This window comes from Bacteroides thetaiotaomicron VPI-5482 (genome assembly GCF_000011065.1).
GTDB classification, from domain to species: domain Bacteria; phylum Bacteroidota; class Bacteroidia; order Bacteroidales; family Bacteroidaceae; genus Bacteroides; species Bacteroides thetaiotaomicron.
Genome location: NC_004663.1, coordinates 5,958,046 through 5,975,440, shown reverse-complemented (window position 1 = coordinate 5,975,440; position 17,395 = coordinate 5,958,046). Strand labels below are relative to the sequence as shown.

Sequence of the window (17,395 nt, the reverse complement as noted above, 5' to 3'; positions counted from 1 at the left end):
GGTCTCCTTTTAGAAAATTAATTATCCGATATAGGTTTCTATCGTTTCTTTCAGTTTCTCCAAAGAATATGGTTTGGAGATAACTGCATTGCATCCAGCCTGAATAGCCTGTTGCTGTTCCGTATAGAACGCATAGGCTGTGACTGCAATAATAGGAACCGAAAGAGAAATAGTTCGAATCTTCTCTGTAGCCTGAATGCCATCCATCACAGGCATACGAATATCCATTAATATCAAGTCCGGTTTTTCCCGAATAAAGCTATTGATTGCTTCCTGTCCGTTACGCACCCACAGAATAGTATACTCTTTCTTCAGTAAGATATTCAACTGGGCAAAGTTCGATTCGATATCCTCCACAACCAAAATCTTTTTATGACGTACGGATTCAGAATCAATCTTAGTAGAAAGACTCCGTTCGGCAACTTCTACCGGTATCTCCTGATAAGGCAGATAAAGCGCAAACGTACTACCTTGTCCCAGTTCCGAGCTAACTTCAATACGGCCACCGAGACGTTCTACAATACTCTTGCAAATAGAAAGCCCCAGTCCGGTACCTTGCACAAAGTCATTCAGTTTTTCAAAACGAGTAAAGATTTGAGGAAGTTTCTCTTCCGGAATTCCACAGCCCGTATCGCTGACAAACAGTTTCAGCCAGTCTCCCTCCTGCTTCAATCCCAATGTGATACTTCCCGTTTCAGTATTCTTAATGGCATTGGATAAAAAATTGAAGAGTACCTGCATCACACGGTTTCGATCGGTAGAAGTCCAAAACTCTCCTTGCGGACGAACCACTTTCAAGTCCACATTCAACTTCATCTTTAACTGATGCACCTTCTCCACTTCATCCACCAAGCCAGCTATTTCGACTTGCTGGAAGTGCATCTCCGATTTACCGGATTCGATGCGGGACAAATCCAAAATATCATTGATCAACTGCAACAGCAGATTGCTATTCTTCTGGATAATCTCCAGATATTCATGTTTTTCCTCTTCATTCTCCGTTAAAGCCATAATCTCCGAAAATCCCACAATAGCATTCAGCGGAGTACGAATCTCATGACTCATATTTGCGAGAAATACAGACTTCATCCGGTCGGCATCCTCTGCACGTCGTTTCGCTTCAATTAATTCCTCGGAACGACGGATACGGTCACCAATATCGTGTATTAACGCCAGCACGGTGTTACCTTCAAACGGAGCGATGCGTGCCTGAAAATAATGTTTACTCCCATCCACTTCCAACGGATATTCAATCTCTTTCAGCTTCCCGTCCTTCAGGCATTCGCGAATATTGCAAAGAAACAAATCACTTACTTCCGGAGAATAAATACTGCGCCCGTCCGCTCCTTTCAGCACTTCTACCGGATGCAGCAGAATCGTACCCGGCGCCATCAGCACATCCGTTATAAAGAAATTTTCGTCAAAGATGAAGATAAATTCGGGTAAAGCTTCTATTATTTTACGGTTATGTTCTTCCAGATGTTTAATATGCTGTTCCTTTTCACACTGGGAGGTAACATTTACAGTATATGCCAACAGTTTATCCGGATCTCCTTCTTCATTCCCTTTATAAGACAAGAAATGATCTTCCAGCCAAATCACTTCACCATGCTCTCCGACACAACGAACCTGTATCTGAGATGCTTTGGACTCCGAAGCAAGCATTTTAGCAAAAGCTGTCTGATAGGCATTTATATCTTCGGGGTATGCGAAATGGTAAAAGTCATTAATATCTTTAAAGACTACCCCCGCCTCTTTCAAGCCTAACGTACGGAAGTAATCGTCCGTGAAGCTACATTTCCCTGTCGGAATGTCATATTCCCATAAAGCTATTTGATGTGCGGCAAGTACAGAAAGTATCTTTTGTGAATTTTCCCGTATGATTTCATTATTCTCATTCGGTGAATATAAGTTTGTATCCGGCTCCATAGACTATCATTGTATTTTGTATGTGCATTGTTTGAACGGCAGCAAATATAAACAAATAAAGCACAAGTTGTGTCTAATCTTACTTTTTTTACTTAGAAACAATTATCTTTGCATCATCCAAAAAGAAATATAATGAATCAAGATACTATCTGCGCTATTGCTACCGCTCAAGGAGGGGCCATCGGAAGCATCCGTGTTTCCGGTCCTGAAGCTATTTCTATTACAAGCCGCATCTTCCAACCGGCCAAAGCCGGCAAATTACTTAGCGAACAAAAGCCTTATACGCTGACATTCGGGCGTATTTATAATGGAGAAGAAGTCATAGACGAAGTCCTTGTGAGTCTTTTCCGGGCTCCTCATTCCTATACGGGAGAGGATAGTACAGAAATCACGTGTCATGGTTCTTCCTATATTCTTCAGCAAGTAATGCAGTTGTTGATTAAGAACGGTTGCCGTATGGCTCAACCGGGAGAATATACCCAACGCGCGTTCCTCAACGGAAAGATGGACTTAAGTCAGGCGGAGGCTGTAGCCGATTTGATTGCATCTTCTTCCGCAGCCACTCATCGTTTGGCCATGAGTCAGATGCGGGGAGGTTTTAGCAAAGAGTTAACGGACCTACGAAGTAAGTTGCTAAACTTCACTTCCATGATCGAACTGGAACTTGACTTCAGCGAAGAAGATGTGGAGTTTGCTGATCGTTCGGCATTGCGAAAACTCGCAGATGAAATAGAGCAGGTTATCTCACGGCTGGTTCATTCATTCAATGTAGGGAATGCCATTAAGAATGGTGTTCCGGTGGCTATCATCGGTGAAACGAATGCGGGGAAATCTACTTTACTGAATGTATTACTGAACGAGGATAAAGCAATCGTCAGTGATATTCATGGTACCACGCGTGATGTCATTGAAGATACTATTAATATAGGTGGCATCACTTTCCGATTCATTGATACTGCCGGAATCCGGGAAACAAATGATACCATTGAAAGCCTTGGTATTGAACGTACATTCCAGAAGTTGGATCAAGCGGAGATTGTACTTTGGATGGTTGATTCATCTGATGCATCTTCTCAGATAAAGCAATTATCAGAAAAGATCATTCCTCGTTGTGAAGAGAAGCAACTAATTGTTGTATTCAACAAAGCGGATTTGATTGAGGAAATGCAGAAAGAAGAATTATCTGCTTTATTAAAGAACTTCCCTAAAGAATACACGAAGTCTATCTTCATATCGGCAAAAGAACGTAGACAGACCGACGAGTTACAAAAGATGCTTATTAACGCAGCACATCTGCCTACGGTAACACAAAATGATATTATTGTGACAAACGTAAGGCATTATGAAGCTTTAAGTAAAGCTTTAGATGCTATCCACCGGGTGCAGGATGGGCTTGATTCACATATATCCGGAGATTTTCTTTCGCAGGATATACGAGAGTGCATTTTCTTTATTTCGGATATTGCAGGGGAAGTGACAAATGATATGGTGCTTCAGAATATTTTTCAGCATTTTTGCATCGGCAAATGACGGCTTGTAAACAGCCATAAATAACCATAGCCAATTAGAAGAAAGTCGCTGATAACCAGCGGCTTTTCTTTTTATATGTTTTTCAGTCAAATCTGACTGGTTGCGGATTTCCAGCATTATTTTGTACCATAATTCTACCGCCGAACAATTAAGCGGACACTTCGCACTCATCATAGCGACATCTTGGACACGATGTGAGACGCTATGAGAATGAGCGGAACCGCTATAGAAGACACAGTGTGAGACGCTATGAGAAATTGTGAGACGCATTGAGACAGAATAGGCGAAATTAAAGGCGACTAATATATGGAAATCCAAAGAAAATGCCAGTGGTGCGGCAAACCATTTATAGCACACACGATGGTAACACGCTATTGCAGCAAATCGTGCAATGAAAAAGCGTACAAAGAGAAGAAGCGGAAGCAGAGGTTACAGGAATACGAGGAACGGCAAAATGAGCAGCCCATGCAGGAAGTCGGTATCGTAGGAAGCAAGTTGTATCTCTCCCCTGCCGAAACCGCAACCCTTTTAGGTATTAGCCGTGCGACCATCTATCGGCACATGGCTACCGGTATCATTCGGGCACTGCAACTTCGCGGGCGTACCATTATCCGCAAGTCGGACATTGAAAAAATGTTTGATGATGCACCCGGTTATAAGAAACGGAGTTATGGAAGAAAACAGACCGTTCTTTATTACACTACCAATGAGATTCTGGAGAAGTTCCAAATTCAGAAGAAAACACTGTATCGTCGATGCAAGTTATACAACATCCCTAAGGTTGAAGAAGGCAATCGTGTGTTCTACAACCGCACCCTTATAGACAAGTATTTTGCCGACCTTGCCGAAGAAATCAATCCGGCCTGTTATTATACCCCGGAGCAGGTCATGGAAAAGTACGGTATGAGCCGTAATGCTGTTGCTACCTTTGCCCTGCGGTACAATATTCCCCGAATCAACCGCCACCACGAGGTGTATTATTCCCGTGCCCATATAGACGCGATTAAGGAAAAGCAGGAGAAGCTGAATCCCGACTATTATACCTACGATGAAATCACCGAGAAATACGGACTTACTAAAATTAATATCAGCTACTATGTCAACAAATACGACATCAAACGGTTCAAGCAAGGAAGCCGGACAATGGTGCAACGTTCCGAGTTTGACAAAGTCTATATAGAGCATCGTGATGGAACATATACACCCAAGAAACGGGAAAAGAAAAGCGACCTGCCGAAAGAGACCTTTGTAATCCCTGAAGGTTATTACTCATCCGAGCAAATTGCGGCAACTTATCATATGAACAGGAAAACCATTTGCAAGCTATGCCGTGAAAACGACATTCCTAAAATCAGTCATGGTGGGTTCAATTATTACGAGCAACTGTCAGTTGACAGATTCTTCGCCAAATACAAGGCTGCAGACAATATAAAGGAATGGATTAGTGCGGAACAAATGGAGGAAATCTATGGTATGAGCAAAGATGCCAGATGCTCATTTGTACATCGCCATAAAATCCCGTCCCGTGTTGTTTATGGCAAAGTCCAATATTCAAAAGACCATATCGACATTATCAAAAGCGGAGGTTTCGACCAACGGGAAATGTATTACAGCGTAGCCGAAGCAATGGAAAAATATAGTCTCCGCAGGGATGATGTCTACAATTATGCGAGGTATAACAAGATACGGAAGATGCATCACGGAAAGCCCATGTTCCTGTTGAAAGAGGATTTTGACAAGGTGATGGCTGAAAAATCCGGTATCTGAGAATTATTCCGCACAGACAAGAATCATTTTCAGCAATGGCAGCCATCAGCATTGTTTCATTGTATTGGTTTGCAACAAATTAATCACCAATTATAAAAACATATCATTATGCACGAATGTAAAACTGTAACATTGAGGACAAGACCTCTAAAGAAAAACATGTTGTCGTTCTATCTGGATTATTATCCCGGTTATCGCGACAAAGAAAGTATGAAGGTAATCCGTCATGAATCTTTGGGCATCTACATCTATGCCGAACCAAAGAACCAACGGGAACAGAACTTTAATGCCGTCATGTCGGAAAAAGCAGAAGCTATCCGATGCCGACGCTTTGAATCCATCGTAAATGAGCGGTACGATTTCTTTGACAAGAGCAAGATGAAAGGAGATTTTCTTGCCTATTATAAGAAGACACTCCGCAAGCACGACCAGAAATGGGAGTTCGTATATCTGCATTTTTTCAATTTCGTGGGTGGAAAATGTTCATTCGAGGAAATCGATGTGGACTTATGCAACAAGTTCAGAGAGTATCTGCTTAATGCGAAACAGCTTAGACGTCCTGAGCGTCCCATATCACGCAATTCGGCTGTGGGCTACTGGTCCACATTCAGAGGATTTCTCAAAATACTCTATCGCAACAAGTTAATTCACTCCAATGTAAATGATTTCTTGGACAAGATAGAGCCGGAAGATGTAGTGAAAGACTACCTAAGCGTAGATGAACTGTACAGATTGGCAGAAACACCTTGCAAAATACCGGTTCTGAAAACAGCCTCGTTATTCTCTTGTCTGACAAGTCTGAGAATCAGCGATATTCTCACATTGCGATGGGAAGAAATCGTGGACTTTGCTGCCGGAGGAAAATGCGTCCACACCGTCACTCAAAAGACAAAGACAGAAGACATCATCCCCATTAGTGACGAAGCCTTGCAATTGATTGGTTATTCTCCCGAAAAGACAGGGCTGGTATTCAAAGGATTGAAAAGATGCTGGACGCAATACCCCATGAAAGAGTGGATCCGAGCCGCAGGTATCACCAAAAACATCACCTTCCACTCATATCGAAGGACATTCGCCACTTTACAGGCTGCTGCCGGAACAGACATCCGAACCATCCAAAGCATCATGGCACACAAGAGCATCACCACAACCCAACGATACATGAAAGTGGTGGATAGCAACAAGCGAAAAGCCAGCAACAAAATTTCCTTGATCCGTAAGGATTAACGGTCATTATTACCTCTTTTATATGGTTAGAGTATGATTTTTGAGTATGATTCATATTCTAACCATAATTATTTGTGAATATCAGTCCAATAACCATTAGTATTTATGGTTATATGGAAATTAGTGCTGAACTTTACGCCATAAAATTGTAAACAATCACAACTATATGGAGAATAATATACAAGTTCAGAAAGCAGCTGATATCAGCAGTTTGGCTGGAGTGGTCATCGTTTCACTCTCGGCACTCACCGCATACAATATCGGTGAAAAGTTCAATCACAACATCCTATTTGATGCCACCATTTTTATTATCTCTTTGGTAATGCTTATTTTGACCTTTGCCATATTCCGCAAAGTAATGGCAGGGCTTTTTACGACAATCTCAAGTAGTACTACAAATAAGCAAGTACAAAGCGAATGTTCACAAGAAAGCAGCCATCAAAATGCTAATCAAGATTCAGTAGAAGAGGAACAGATACCTGATAGTTTGGAGAGATATGAGAGCATTCTTGTGAAAGAGCAACTGAAGGAGGTGAAACGAAAAAGGGACACCATGATAGCTATCCGCGAATATGTAGTGGAAAAGACCTCGAAATATCTCTCAAAAGAGAATATCAGCACACTATTCCGGAATATAGAGTGCATTGCTGAAAACCGGGTTAACGATTGTCAGCCAATCCATTCAACGAAAGAAGCAAAGATCAGTTCTCCCTCTTTAAGACACTTAGCTTGGAATATCGGTGAACGGCTTGGAGTCTCCCGTCGCGACAGAGCGATATTCATTAAGTCTTCTTTCCCATACGAATTGCGCAACGCTGATATAGAATATCTGGAAGCCAATTTGCGTGTTAATGTCCCATGCGACATTCCTATTGACGTGCCGGACAAAGGAGATTTCCACTTTCACAACAATACTTGAAAATTAAATCGTGCAGACGGTAATCATTGTTCTGCCTGACGAATTTCTGCAAAATTTCATTCTGTTGGTTTGCAGCATATTAATTCTAATTATTGAAGATATGAACACAACAGATTTGACTTTTAATGACCTGCCCAAAGTGGTAGGCGAACTCTGCGAGAGAATCGCAGGAATGGAAAATTTACTTAGGGACACTCTTAACCGCCAAAGCGAACCAAAAGAGAATTTGCACGTACCAATGACAGTGCAGGAAGCCTGTGCCTATCTGAAAATGCCAGTCTCCACCTTTTATTACAAGATAAAGAAGGACAACATTCCTGTTATCAAACAAGGAAAGCACCTTTATATCTATCGTGACGAGCTCGACAAATGGCTGGAGGCATCTCGCAAAACTTCAGTACCTCTCACCTATGAGGAAGAAAACGAAGCGATGTATACCTCACACCGTCGCAAGCCTAATCCTAAAAACTGGTGAGTATGGAAACTGCAACACCCATTGAGGATTTTGCTCAAATCACTACGAGATGGCAAGATACTATGCTCAGTTTGGAAAAGGTGTACGAACAGGAGCCGGAAGTCCTGAGTATAGGCGGAGTGGCTATCGGAACATTGGGAAATTTCAGTGCATCCATTGGCAAGGCAAAAAGCAAAAAGACCTTCAACGTGTCAGCTATGGTAGCAGCAGCTTTGTCCGGAAAGGAAGTCCTTAACTACACAACGGATTTTCCCGCTGGGAAGAACCGCATCCTCTACATTGACACCGAACAGAGTCAAAACCATTGCATGATTGTAATGCATCGTATAATGAAACAGGCAGAGTTGCCTGCCAATCAGGATTGTGACCGTTTCTATTTTCTCGCTTTACGCAAGTTCAATCCGAAGGAGCGTTTAGCTATTATAGACGATGCTATCAGTCAGATTGAGGGTCTCGGTTTCGTGGTGATTGACGGAATACGTGACTTGGTTTACGACATCAATTCACCAAGTGAAGCCACATGTATAATATCCAAACTTATGCAGTGGACTGACGAATACCAGATTCATCTTCACACCATCCTTCACCAGAACAAAAGTGATGAAAATGCCCGTGGACACATTGGCACGGAAATCAACAACAAAGCGGAAACGGTCATCCAAATTGAGAAAGACAAGGACGACAGCAACATCAGCAAAGTGGAAAGTGTGCATACCCGCTCAAAGGACTTCCTGCCATTCGCTTTCTACATCAATGACCAATCGCTTCCCGAACTTCTGCCGGACTATGTGCCGACCAAGAAAAGTGCTGGTCGTCCCAAGCAAGAACCATTCTCCCCTTGTAAAGACATCCGCGAATCCACCCATCGCAAGGCTCTCGAACTGGCTTTTGAGGGAAAAGAGACTATTTCGGGATATAAGGCTTTGGAAGAAGAACTGACCACTGCCTACGAACTGGCAGGAACAAAATTGAATCACAATAAGATTGTGGAAACAATTAAGTTTCTCACGAACAAACGGATGGTGGTTCAGGAAAGTCGTGGCATTTATCGCTTCATGCCTGATTACCACTATTGACTCTTCACTTGACTTTATTCTCAAAGCGTGTATTCTTGTGTAAGTCAAAGTTAAGTGCAACGGCTGGTTTCATGATAATTCTCGAAACTGGTCGTTGCCATTGATTGGGCTTGCCCGTTGTACAGACATTATCTTGTATGGGGAGCCTAATACCCCAAGCGACCAATAGGTCGTTTGAGAATGCCAATCTTCCAGCAAGCTGATTGGATGAAAAATAGCGTTATTTAAGCACTTTTTCTTTTCGCCAGCCTCTTCCTCGTCTTTCTCGACAAAAAGCGAAATTTGCACACTTAATTGCGTCCTGGGCTTGCCCATTATACGACCTCTATTGAGTTAGGGTAACTCAATACCCCAAGCGATAAATCGCTCGTGAGAAGTTGCCAATCCCAGGCAAGCAGGATATGGCTTTATTGCGAAGATGAAGTGTGCTTACTCGCCACGCAACTCTATGTTTCGGATTGGCGTGTAGTGCCTCTGCTGGCTGTTTGATAGCAGCCACGTAGAAGCGCATTTCAGTAGTTCTTTTACGAACCCAACTGTTCTTTTATGAACTCTTTTGTGAACTCCGTAGGTTCTTTTAGGAACTGTTCTTGCTCTTTTGCGAACTCTTTTAGGAATCATTTTTCATAATTCAAGTTCCAATGTCGGTATGCCGGAGCAATGCCGCCCCATAAGTGAAGATACTCGATGATGAACATGAACACAGGACTATTGTCCAAACGCTTACCAATTTAACGACATCAACCTGCCAGATTCCTAAGATTGATTTAGCCAACTTCCGAATAGCATCCTAAAATAGGAAATAGCCTATCCTCTTTGTAGTGCGTAAAAATACGCAGTCCACTGCGTAAAATGTAAGATTGTACATTTGTTAATAAATTTCAGCCAGTTGCTTATTTGCAGACTCGCTTTTACGAACTCAAAAATCGCCAATCATGTTGGAATCGAGAGTGAGAGGATTGCATTTGAATATCCTCCCACTCTTTATTCGTCATTTACCAAGTGACTTGAATACTTTTGCAATGCAACGCTTTTTCTGTTCCATATTTGGATGAACATAGAGATCCAAAGTCGTTGAGATATTGGAATGTCCAAGCAATACACTAACTGTCTTGTAATCACATCCGGCTTCTATGCAACGAGTGGCAAAGCTATGGCGAAGTCCATGATACTTTAGTTTTGGGATACCTAATTTTTCCATTAGTTTGGTATAATAATTCCGGTAGGTACGCGGTTCTGTCGGATATTCAGCATTGGTTAGAATATAAAAATCATCATTGACTACCTTTTTCAGAGGCTTCATCATTGCGAACAATTCCTTTGTCATAGGAATCTCTCTACATGAGTTCTGTGTTTTGGGAGTGTTGATAACCAACTCTGTATGTTTTTGTGTCCCATCAATGATATATATTCGCTCTATTGTGCGGTTTACGGTAATAGTCCCGTCCATTGTGTTGATGTCGCTCCATTTCAAGGCACAGACCTCCCCTATGCGAAGCCCAGTACATAGACTAATGTAAATACCAAGTCCAGCAAAAGAGAAATGGTTTTGAATATGGTTGAGCACCTTTTTGTGATTGGCTACTGATAGAACCTCCAACTCTTTGTTTGTCGAAATGGTTGGATATTTGATGTCCCATTCATAATAGTCCATCCATTCGTTTTTTACCCCGAACTTCATCACCATTTTTAGAACGATCAAAATGTCCTTTACAGATTTTACACTTAATCCACTTTCGATTTTTCGCAGGACATAGTCCTGCACAATCTCTTCATGGAGCGAATCACACTCTCCAAAAGTGGGAAGGATGTGGTTCTCCAAGATTAACACATAAGCCGCCATTGTGGACTGCTTCACATAGGGTCGCTTGTACTCTTTCCAAGCTACCGCAATTTCTCTAATTGTTTTGTTGCTCATATTATTTCATTTAATGATAAATGTCTATAATTAGAGAAATATAATGAGCGATGTTCCCCATTTGAGATTTCCGGAGTTTAGTGGAGAGTGGGAAGAGCATACGCTTTCTGAATATTTGGAGTTCAAGAATGGTCTTAATCCAGACGCTAAACGTATTGGAAGTGGACTACCATTCATTTCGGTGATGGATATTCTTTCAGAAGGAGTTATCAATTATGACAATATTCGTGGCAAGGTCAATGCTACTGAAAAAGAAATAGAATGTTTCGGAGTGAAAGACGGAGATTTGCTATTCCAACGTAGCTCAGAAACATTGGAGGATGTTGGACGAGCTAATGTGTACATGGATAATCGTACCGCCATTTATGGAGGCTTTGTTATTCGTGGTCGTAAAATCGGCAATTATGATCCTTTGTTCTTTAAGTATTTGCTTGCTACGCCATTAGCGCGCAAAAGAACTTGCAGAATGGGAGCAGGAGCACAACATTTCAATATTGGGCAGGAAGGATTATCCAAAATATCATTATATTTTCCATCAATTGAGGAACAGAGAAAAATAGCTGAATTTCTATCTCTCATTGACGAACGAATAGCAACCCAAAACAAAATCATTGAGGATTTGAAAAAACTAAAGTCCGCAATTAGTTTGAATGTACTTCATTCCGATAAATGGGAACAGTTCAAAATCAAAGATATCGCCCAAATAGGGCGTGGTAGAGTTATTAGTTCCATAGAAATTGGCCAGCAAAAGAGCCCTACATATCCAGTATATTCCTCTCAAACATCAAATGATGGTATTATGGGCTACCTTGACGATTATATGTTTGAAGGTGAATACATCAGTTGGACCACTGACGGTGCAAATGCAGGAACTGTATTTTATCGTAATGGAAAATTTAATTGCACAAATGTTTGTGGTTTATTAAAACTTAGAAAAGAGTTTGATACTCATTTTGTTTCTTTGGTTTTGGCGGAAGCGACAAAGAAATATGTCTCAATAAACTTAGCTAACCCAAAACTTATGAACAATACAATGGGTAACATTCAAATACGTCTGCCCAAATTAGAAGAGCAAAAAAGAATATCCATCGTTTTCAGAGTGTTACAAAGGCTATGGACTGTACATAATAGTTTGCTTACTGAGTATACAAAGCAGGAACAATATTTGCTCTCACAGATGTTCATATAAACATTTGCGAGAGCAGGTACTGTTTTTCATCCTCATATCTTACCGAGGTATTTTCTTCAAGAGCTAACTTATTATCTAATGAAGTCATTAGAGAGGCTATTTTATTTTGCATTTCTTTTGAAGGCAATTCAACCACAAGTGACGCTATTTCTGAAATATAATGTCTTTTGTGTTCTTCGGATTTTAGTTCTAAATATGATAGATATTCAAACATAAACCGAAGATTTACATTAGGTTTTGCTGTAAGCATCTTTATTGCTGACGATTTTACTTTAAAAGGGAATGATACATACTTTGCATCCATTGTAAAATCATCAAAGATTATGCATTCACCCTTTTGATATATACCAAAATCCTCGTCTGTATAACCCAAAACAAAACCTTTATTTGCAGTTAAAACCGGAATTAAGGTCGTATCTGTGGAGTATTCATCATTGGTAACAATATATGCTGTAGGTTGTTCATAAGTAAGAAGTTGATTGATTTCACAACATTCTGTATGTTCTTCTTTTAATGATACAAACACCTTTTTTCTAATTGCGGACATTACCGTACTGCAGTCCTTAATTAAAGGGATAGACGAAGTTGTTTTTCAATCCTGTAGCAAACATTGTAAACTCAAAGAGTTTGACAATCAAATTACTGCAGGACGGGACAAAGTAGAAGAAGGATGCTTTCCTTTATATGGTTCAACAGGTGTAATTGGAACAACAGCAACACCTAGTTATCATGAGCCATTAGTATTAGTTGCTCGTGTTGGTTCTATCGGTTGTGTTCAGTTTGTTAATATTCCATGTGGAGTAAGTGATAATACCATAGTTATACGATGTGGTAGTAAAGCAAAATATGTTTATTATTATCTTCAAAATTATAATTTCGAGCGTATAACATCAGGAACGACTCAACCTTTAATAACAGCCAAAGATGTCAAACATATTGATATACCTATTATTGATTCAGCCAATGACTTAAAAGCTATCAATACGCTTGATACACTCAATATGAAACTTGAATTAGAATCAAACTTGTATAATACTATTCTCAAACAGAAGGCGTTTTTACTCCAACAGATGTTTATATAAACAACTGTTGGAGTAGATAACTTCGTTGTTTAGTCAATGAATCCATGGCGCATTTTTCTATATCCAGTTTCTTTTGAATGGTTATAAGAGCTCTTGCTATATTATGTCTGTCCGTCTGCTTTAGAGGTAATGCTATTCTGTTCTCCAAAAAGCGTTGATTGCTAATGTTGATTGTATTTTTAGCACCTTTCTGAATCAACGGATATAGATAGTTCTTGGCTAATACAGAAGACATAAAATAGTAATGCAGATATACTCCTGTTTCAAATGAAGTTGGAGAGTACACACCATATAATGGAGATATAGCAACAGGTTGTTCAATATAACTCTGCTTGACTATTCCATACGGAAAATCTCCAGTCGGTGATTTCGTGTATATAATGTCTCCATATCTCGCTACATGGTAATTAGAAGTGTCTTTGGCTGCAAACGAACGACCAAGATATTCGATTTGATTGATAACGCCTTCGGAAACAGACACCGAATGTACAGTGTATAATTCTGAGTTCAGCTCTTTACGCTCAACTAAAACGGTTGATAATAGTACCTTTTCCCAACATCCTTTTTGCAAGCCTATCTCAGCCATCTTATGTGGAAGCCCTTTAATTAAGGATTTCAGTTTGTCAATGATTTTGTTTTGGGTTGCTATTCGTTCGTCAATGAGAGATAAGAGCTTCGCAATTTGTTCCTGTTCGTTTTGTACAGGAACAGCAACTTTAATCTTGCGAATTTCATTTGCTGAGATTTCTAAGAATGTTGATCCACAAGCATTTCTAATCAAATCTTTTTTCTTAGTTTGAATCAAGTAGTATAGAAAATCAATATTACATTGTTTCGCAATAAGAGATTGAAAACCTTGATTTGTAGTACATTCATTTGATGCAATAGAACATTCTCCTACCGTGGCACGAGAACTTAATAATATAGTGTGTAATGGTAATAGCTTTGCACTTGAATTATCTAAACCATCTCTTGTAATAGTTCTTTTGCTAAAGTCTACATATTTATTTTTACCGATTTCACTTGGAGTAAACCATTGTATATCTCCACCCCAATATGATTTCACTGTAGTATCAGGTGTGCCACCTCCAACCACTGTTGCTAAATCATTTATGGTGTACTTGTTCCACTCTCCACTAAACTCCGGGAATCTCAAATGGGGAACATTAAGGTTCTTTGAACCTTTTATCTTCTCACGCTCGGCAGAGCAAGCAAGCTCGTTCTGCTCTCGCTCGATCGAAGATTTGAGGACTTTTTTATCTTTATTATCTATTGCCATAGTTGTCATTCTTTTGTAGGATTCAAATCAAATGGAAGCAATGGAGTTTCATCATTACCCTCATTAAAACGATCAAAATCAGATATGTATGATCTATCTTGAATCAGTTTATATTTTTCGTATTCGCTATAAGCCTTATCTTTTGCTTCTTCTTGTGTCACTTTTCCTGCCGTATCGCACGGCTCGTAATCCATCGCTGCAAGATATTGTTGAAGGAACCTTTTCCAATCATCCATAGTTGAAACGATATGACGTGCAGCACGTGATTCTGCCATATCAAGAAAGGCAGTTGTGATAAGATTCAACTGGGACAATTCAGAATCTGACAGATAATTTTCGGCAATGATGGCATCAGACTTTTGCACTCTTCCATCAGGAGCTTTCTTCCATGTGGTAAGTCCCATGTAAGGTTGCTCGGAATCAGCCCGTTGATAGATAATTTCCGCAGCCGTATGATGGGTAACGGCAAGGTGCATCATATTCTGTACCATCTTGAAGAACAACTTTGTATCTTCTGATTTCGGGTCGTAATCCGCACTACATTCTGCATAAATGTCAGTTATCTTTTGGTAATATCTGCGCTCTGAGGTGCGTATTTCACGAATACGCTCAAGCAAATCGTCAAAATAATCCTTTCCGAAATGTTTGCCCTGTTTCAGCCTCTCGTCATCGAGGGCATATCCTTTAATGATAAACTCTTTCAGCACTGAAGTTGCCCAAATACGGAATTGAGTAGCTTGATAGCTATTTACTCTATAGCCCACCGCTACAATAGCATCGAGGTTGTAGAATAGCGGCGTACGCTCCACTTCCCGGTCTCCTTCTATTTGAACTATCCCAATTTTTCGGATAGTTGCTGATTTAGAAAGTTCTCCTGTTTCGTAAATTTGTCCGAGATGATAATTAATGGTTCTGACATCAACCCCAAACAAGTCCGCCATTCTTTTTTGTGACATCCAGAATGTTTCGCTGTTGAAAATGACTTCTACCCGTGCTTCTCCTTGGGCTGTTTTATACAATAATATATTAGAGCTTAGCGAATTATGCATGAGCTCTGTCATTGAGATAGATTGCGAGAAAAAGTCTCGTGCCTGTTGAACAAGCAACTTTTTGCCATCAGCATTTTCCGCAATAATCATACATGCCATACGAGAAAGACGGAATATGTTTACCTTGCGGAATGAACCGTTTCCTATCTTGACCATATCAACCACTTGGTTGAAATGCTCATCCACATTCATTCCTTTTTCTCCGGCTACTTTGATGGCTTTATCTATGACCCTTTGGAATTTCCAATAAGCAGAATAGCCCATTGCACCACAAAGGTCACGGGAACTCCAGTATTTGTTCCCGTTTTCATCCTTGCGGCATATATTCTCAAATGAAGGTGTCATCTGAGGTATGTTGTCATTTTCACCCATTGCTATTACTTTTCTGAACTATTCTACAATGCCTAATTCTTTCAGGTACACTTCAATCTCTTTATCGAGTTCAGCACGTTTGGCTTCCAATTCCTTTATTTCTGCCATTACAGCTTTAATATCAATAGGTTCTTCCTCTTCAAAGGTATCAACATAACGAGGAATATTCAGATTGTAATCATTCTCGGCTATTTCTTGAAGAGAGGCAAGGTGACTGTACTTTTCTATTTCCTTGCGGTCACGATAAGTTTCGACAATCTTCTGAATATGCTGTTCACGGAGTTTGTTCTGAGTCTTTACCTTTTCAAACTCCTTGCTTGCATCAATAAACAGAATATTGTCATCCTCTTTACGGCACTTCTTGAAAACAAGAATACAAGTCGGAATGCTTGTGCCATAGAAAATATTCGCAGGTAATCCTATAATGGCATCCACATAGTTTTTCTTTTCTATGAGGAAACGACGGATAACTCCCTCCGCATTTCCTCGGAATAGTACACCATGCGGAGCAACACAAGCCATTGTTCCACCCTCGTTCAAGTGATAAATCATGTGCAGAATAAAAGCATAATCGGCAGTCTTACGTGGTGCAAGCCGTCCTGCTTTGCTGAAACGGTCATCGGTATTGAATTTGTCGGCAGCACTCCATTCAGCAGAGAACGGAGGATTTGCTACAACTGCATCAAATTGGGTATCGCCAAACGCATCCCATTCAAGTGTATCACCATTTTCAATCTTGAAGTTGCTGAACCTGATGCCGTGAAGCAACATATTCATTCGGGCAAGATTATAAGTGGTCGGATTCTTTTCCTGTCCGTAAATATCTACTGCGTTACCGATACTTGCAGCACGGAGTAGCAACGAACCACTACCGCAAGTAGGGTCATAGACATTGCGCAAACGCTGGTGTCCAATGGCAACAATCTCTGCTAAGATACGGCTAACTTCCTGCGGAGTATAGAACTCTCCAGCCTTTTTTCCGGCTCCCGCAGCAAACTGTGAAATCATATATTCGTAAGCATCACCCAATATATCAATCTCTTGCGATGCCTCTAATCCAAAATTTATATCGTCCAATGCAAGAAGCACATTGCTGACAAGTGTATTTTTATCATCGGCTGTCTTACCCAATTTAGGCGAAGCCAAGTCAATATCTGAGAACAAACCGCCAAAATCATCTTCGCTGTCTTGTCCCAAAGTACTGTCCTCAATACGCTTCAATGAGCGTTCAAGCATGGGTAAGATGTTTTCTTTTCGCTTGATAGCTTCAATTACTGACGAAAACAAAAATTGGGGCTCAATGAAATAACCGATATTCTCCAGGCATTGGTTCTTTGCTTCCTCTTGCAATTCAATAGCATCGGCATCGTCCGTTTCCCACAATTCCTTAAAAGTTATATCATCATCTGCCAAAGCATTGTTGGCGTATTTTTCTATTTTCTCCGACAGGTATTTATAAAAAATGAAACCTAATGTAAAATACATAAAGTCGCTTGCCGACATATTACCACGCAAACGGTTTGCAACCTCCCAAAGCTGGTCACGGAGTTTCTGCTGTAATTCTTCGCTCATTATTTCTAATC

Annotated in this window: 14 protein-coding genes; 8 read left to right on the top strand and 6 right to left on the bottom strand. The window is 40.4% G+C overall.

The genetic code is table 11. The features are described 5' to 3' along the window. Positions 1-21: 21 nt before the first annotated feature. The gene (locus BT_RS22945) at positions 22-1,929 is read right to left on the bottom strand and encodes a PAS domain-containing hybrid sensor histidine kinase/response regulator (protein ID WP_011109331.1); all 1,908 of its coding nucleotides are present in this window, start codon (positions 1,927-1,929) and stop codon (positions 22-24) included. A 132-nt stretch (positions 1,930-2,061) separates the two neighbouring features. Here BT_RS22945 and mnmE point away from each other — a divergent pair, with 132 nt between their 5' ends. The 6 genes from mnmE (at position 2,062) to BT_RS22915 (ending at position 8,923) form a co-directional block, all read left to right on the top strand. Beyond that, entirely contained in the window at positions 2,062-3,459 is a 1,398-nt protein-coding gene (gene mnmE, locus BT_RS22940) for a tRNA uridine-5-carboxymethylaminomethyl(34) synthesis GTPase MnmE (protein ID WP_011109330.1), read from the top strand. Positions 3,460-3,765: 306 nt separating this feature from the next. Continuing rightward, on the top strand, positions 3,766-5,226 hold the full coding sequence (locus BT_RS22935) for a helix-turn-helix domain-containing protein (RefSeq protein ID WP_011109329.1): 1,461 nt from the start codon (positions 3,766-3,768) through the stop codon (positions 5,224-5,226). Positions 5,227-5,334: 108 nt separating this feature from the next. Then, entirely contained in the window at positions 5,335-6,453 is a 1,119-nt protein-coding gene (locus BT_RS22930; protein ID WP_011109328.1) for a site-specific integrase, read from the top strand. A 166-nt stretch (positions 6,454-6,619) separates the two neighbouring features. Further along, positions 6,620-7,372: a hypothetical protein gene (locus BT_RS22925; protein WP_011109327.1), complete on the top strand. Its 753-nt coding sequence runs from the start codon at positions 6,620-6,622 to the stop codon at positions 7,370-7,372. Positions 7,373-7,472: 100 nt separating this feature from the next. Continuing rightward, entirely contained in the window at positions 7,473-7,847 is a 375-nt protein-coding gene (locus BT_RS22920; RefSeq protein WP_011109326.1) for a helix-turn-helix domain-containing protein, read from the top strand. 2 nt (positions 7,848-7,849) lie between these two features. After that, positions 7,850-8,923 (top strand): AAA family ATPase, encoded by a 1,074-nt coding sequence (locus tag BT_RS22915; RefSeq protein WP_011109325.1) that lies wholly within the window; start codon positions 7,850-7,852, stop codon positions 8,921-8,923. 991 nt (positions 8,924-9,914) lie between these two features. On the opposite strand, the gene BT_RS22910 is transcribed toward BT_RS22915, so the two are convergent. Then, positions 9,915-10,841 carry a tyrosine-type recombinase/integrase gene (locus BT_RS22910; RefSeq protein ID WP_011109323.1) on the bottom strand — a complete coding sequence of 309 codons (927 nt, stop codon included), beginning with the start codon at positions 10,839-10,841 and terminating at the stop codon, positions 9,915-9,917. A gap of 43 nt (positions 10,842-10,884) precedes the next feature. Here BT_RS22910 and BT_RS22905 point away from each other — a divergent pair, with 43 nt between their 5' ends. Then, a complete protein-coding gene (locus tag BT_RS22905) occupies positions 10,885-12,030 on the top strand; it encodes a restriction endonuclease subunit S (protein ID WP_011109322.1) in 1,146 nt (381 codons plus the stop codon). On the opposite strand, the gene BT_RS22900 is transcribed toward BT_RS22905, so the two are convergent. After that, positions 12,023-12,556: a restriction endonuclease subunit S gene (locus BT_RS22900; protein WP_225538835.1), complete on the bottom strand. Its 534-nt coding sequence runs from the start codon at positions 12,554-12,556 to the stop codon at positions 12,023-12,025. The two genes, BT_RS22905 and BT_RS22900, sit on opposite strands and share 8 nt — an antisense overlap. On the opposite strand from BT_RS22900, the gene BT_RS22895 reads away from it, so the two are divergent. Further along, a complete protein-coding gene (locus tag BT_RS22895; RefSeq protein ID WP_011109320.1) occupies positions 12,510-13,112 on the top strand; it encodes a restriction endonuclease subunit S in 603 nt (200 codons plus the stop codon). The two genes, BT_RS22900 and BT_RS22895, sit on opposite strands and share 47 nt — an antisense overlap. Here the strand turns inward: BT_RS22895 and BT_RS22890 are convergent. From BT_RS22890 to BT_RS22880, 3 genes are read right to left on the bottom strand one after another with little or no spacing between them, the layout of a single operon-like run. Beyond that, positions 13,105-14,391: a restriction endonuclease subunit S gene (locus tag BT_RS22890; RefSeq protein WP_011109319.1), complete on the bottom strand. Its 1,287-nt coding sequence runs from the start codon at positions 14,389-14,391 to the stop codon at positions 13,105-13,107. The two genes, BT_RS22895 and BT_RS22890, sit on opposite strands and share 8 nt — an antisense overlap. A gap of 5 nt (positions 14,392-14,396) precedes the next feature. After that, a complete protein-coding gene (rhuM, locus tag BT_RS22885; RefSeq protein ID WP_162303134.1) occupies positions 14,397-15,812 on the bottom strand; it encodes a RhuM family protein in 1,416 nt (471 codons plus the stop codon). A gap of 18 nt (positions 15,813-15,830) precedes the next feature. Then, on the bottom strand, positions 15,831-17,384 hold the full coding sequence (locus BT_RS22880) for a type I restriction-modification system subunit M (RefSeq protein ID WP_011109317.1): 1,554 nt from the start codon (positions 17,382-17,384) through the stop codon (positions 15,831-15,833). Positions 17,385-17,395 lie beyond the last annotated feature (11 nt).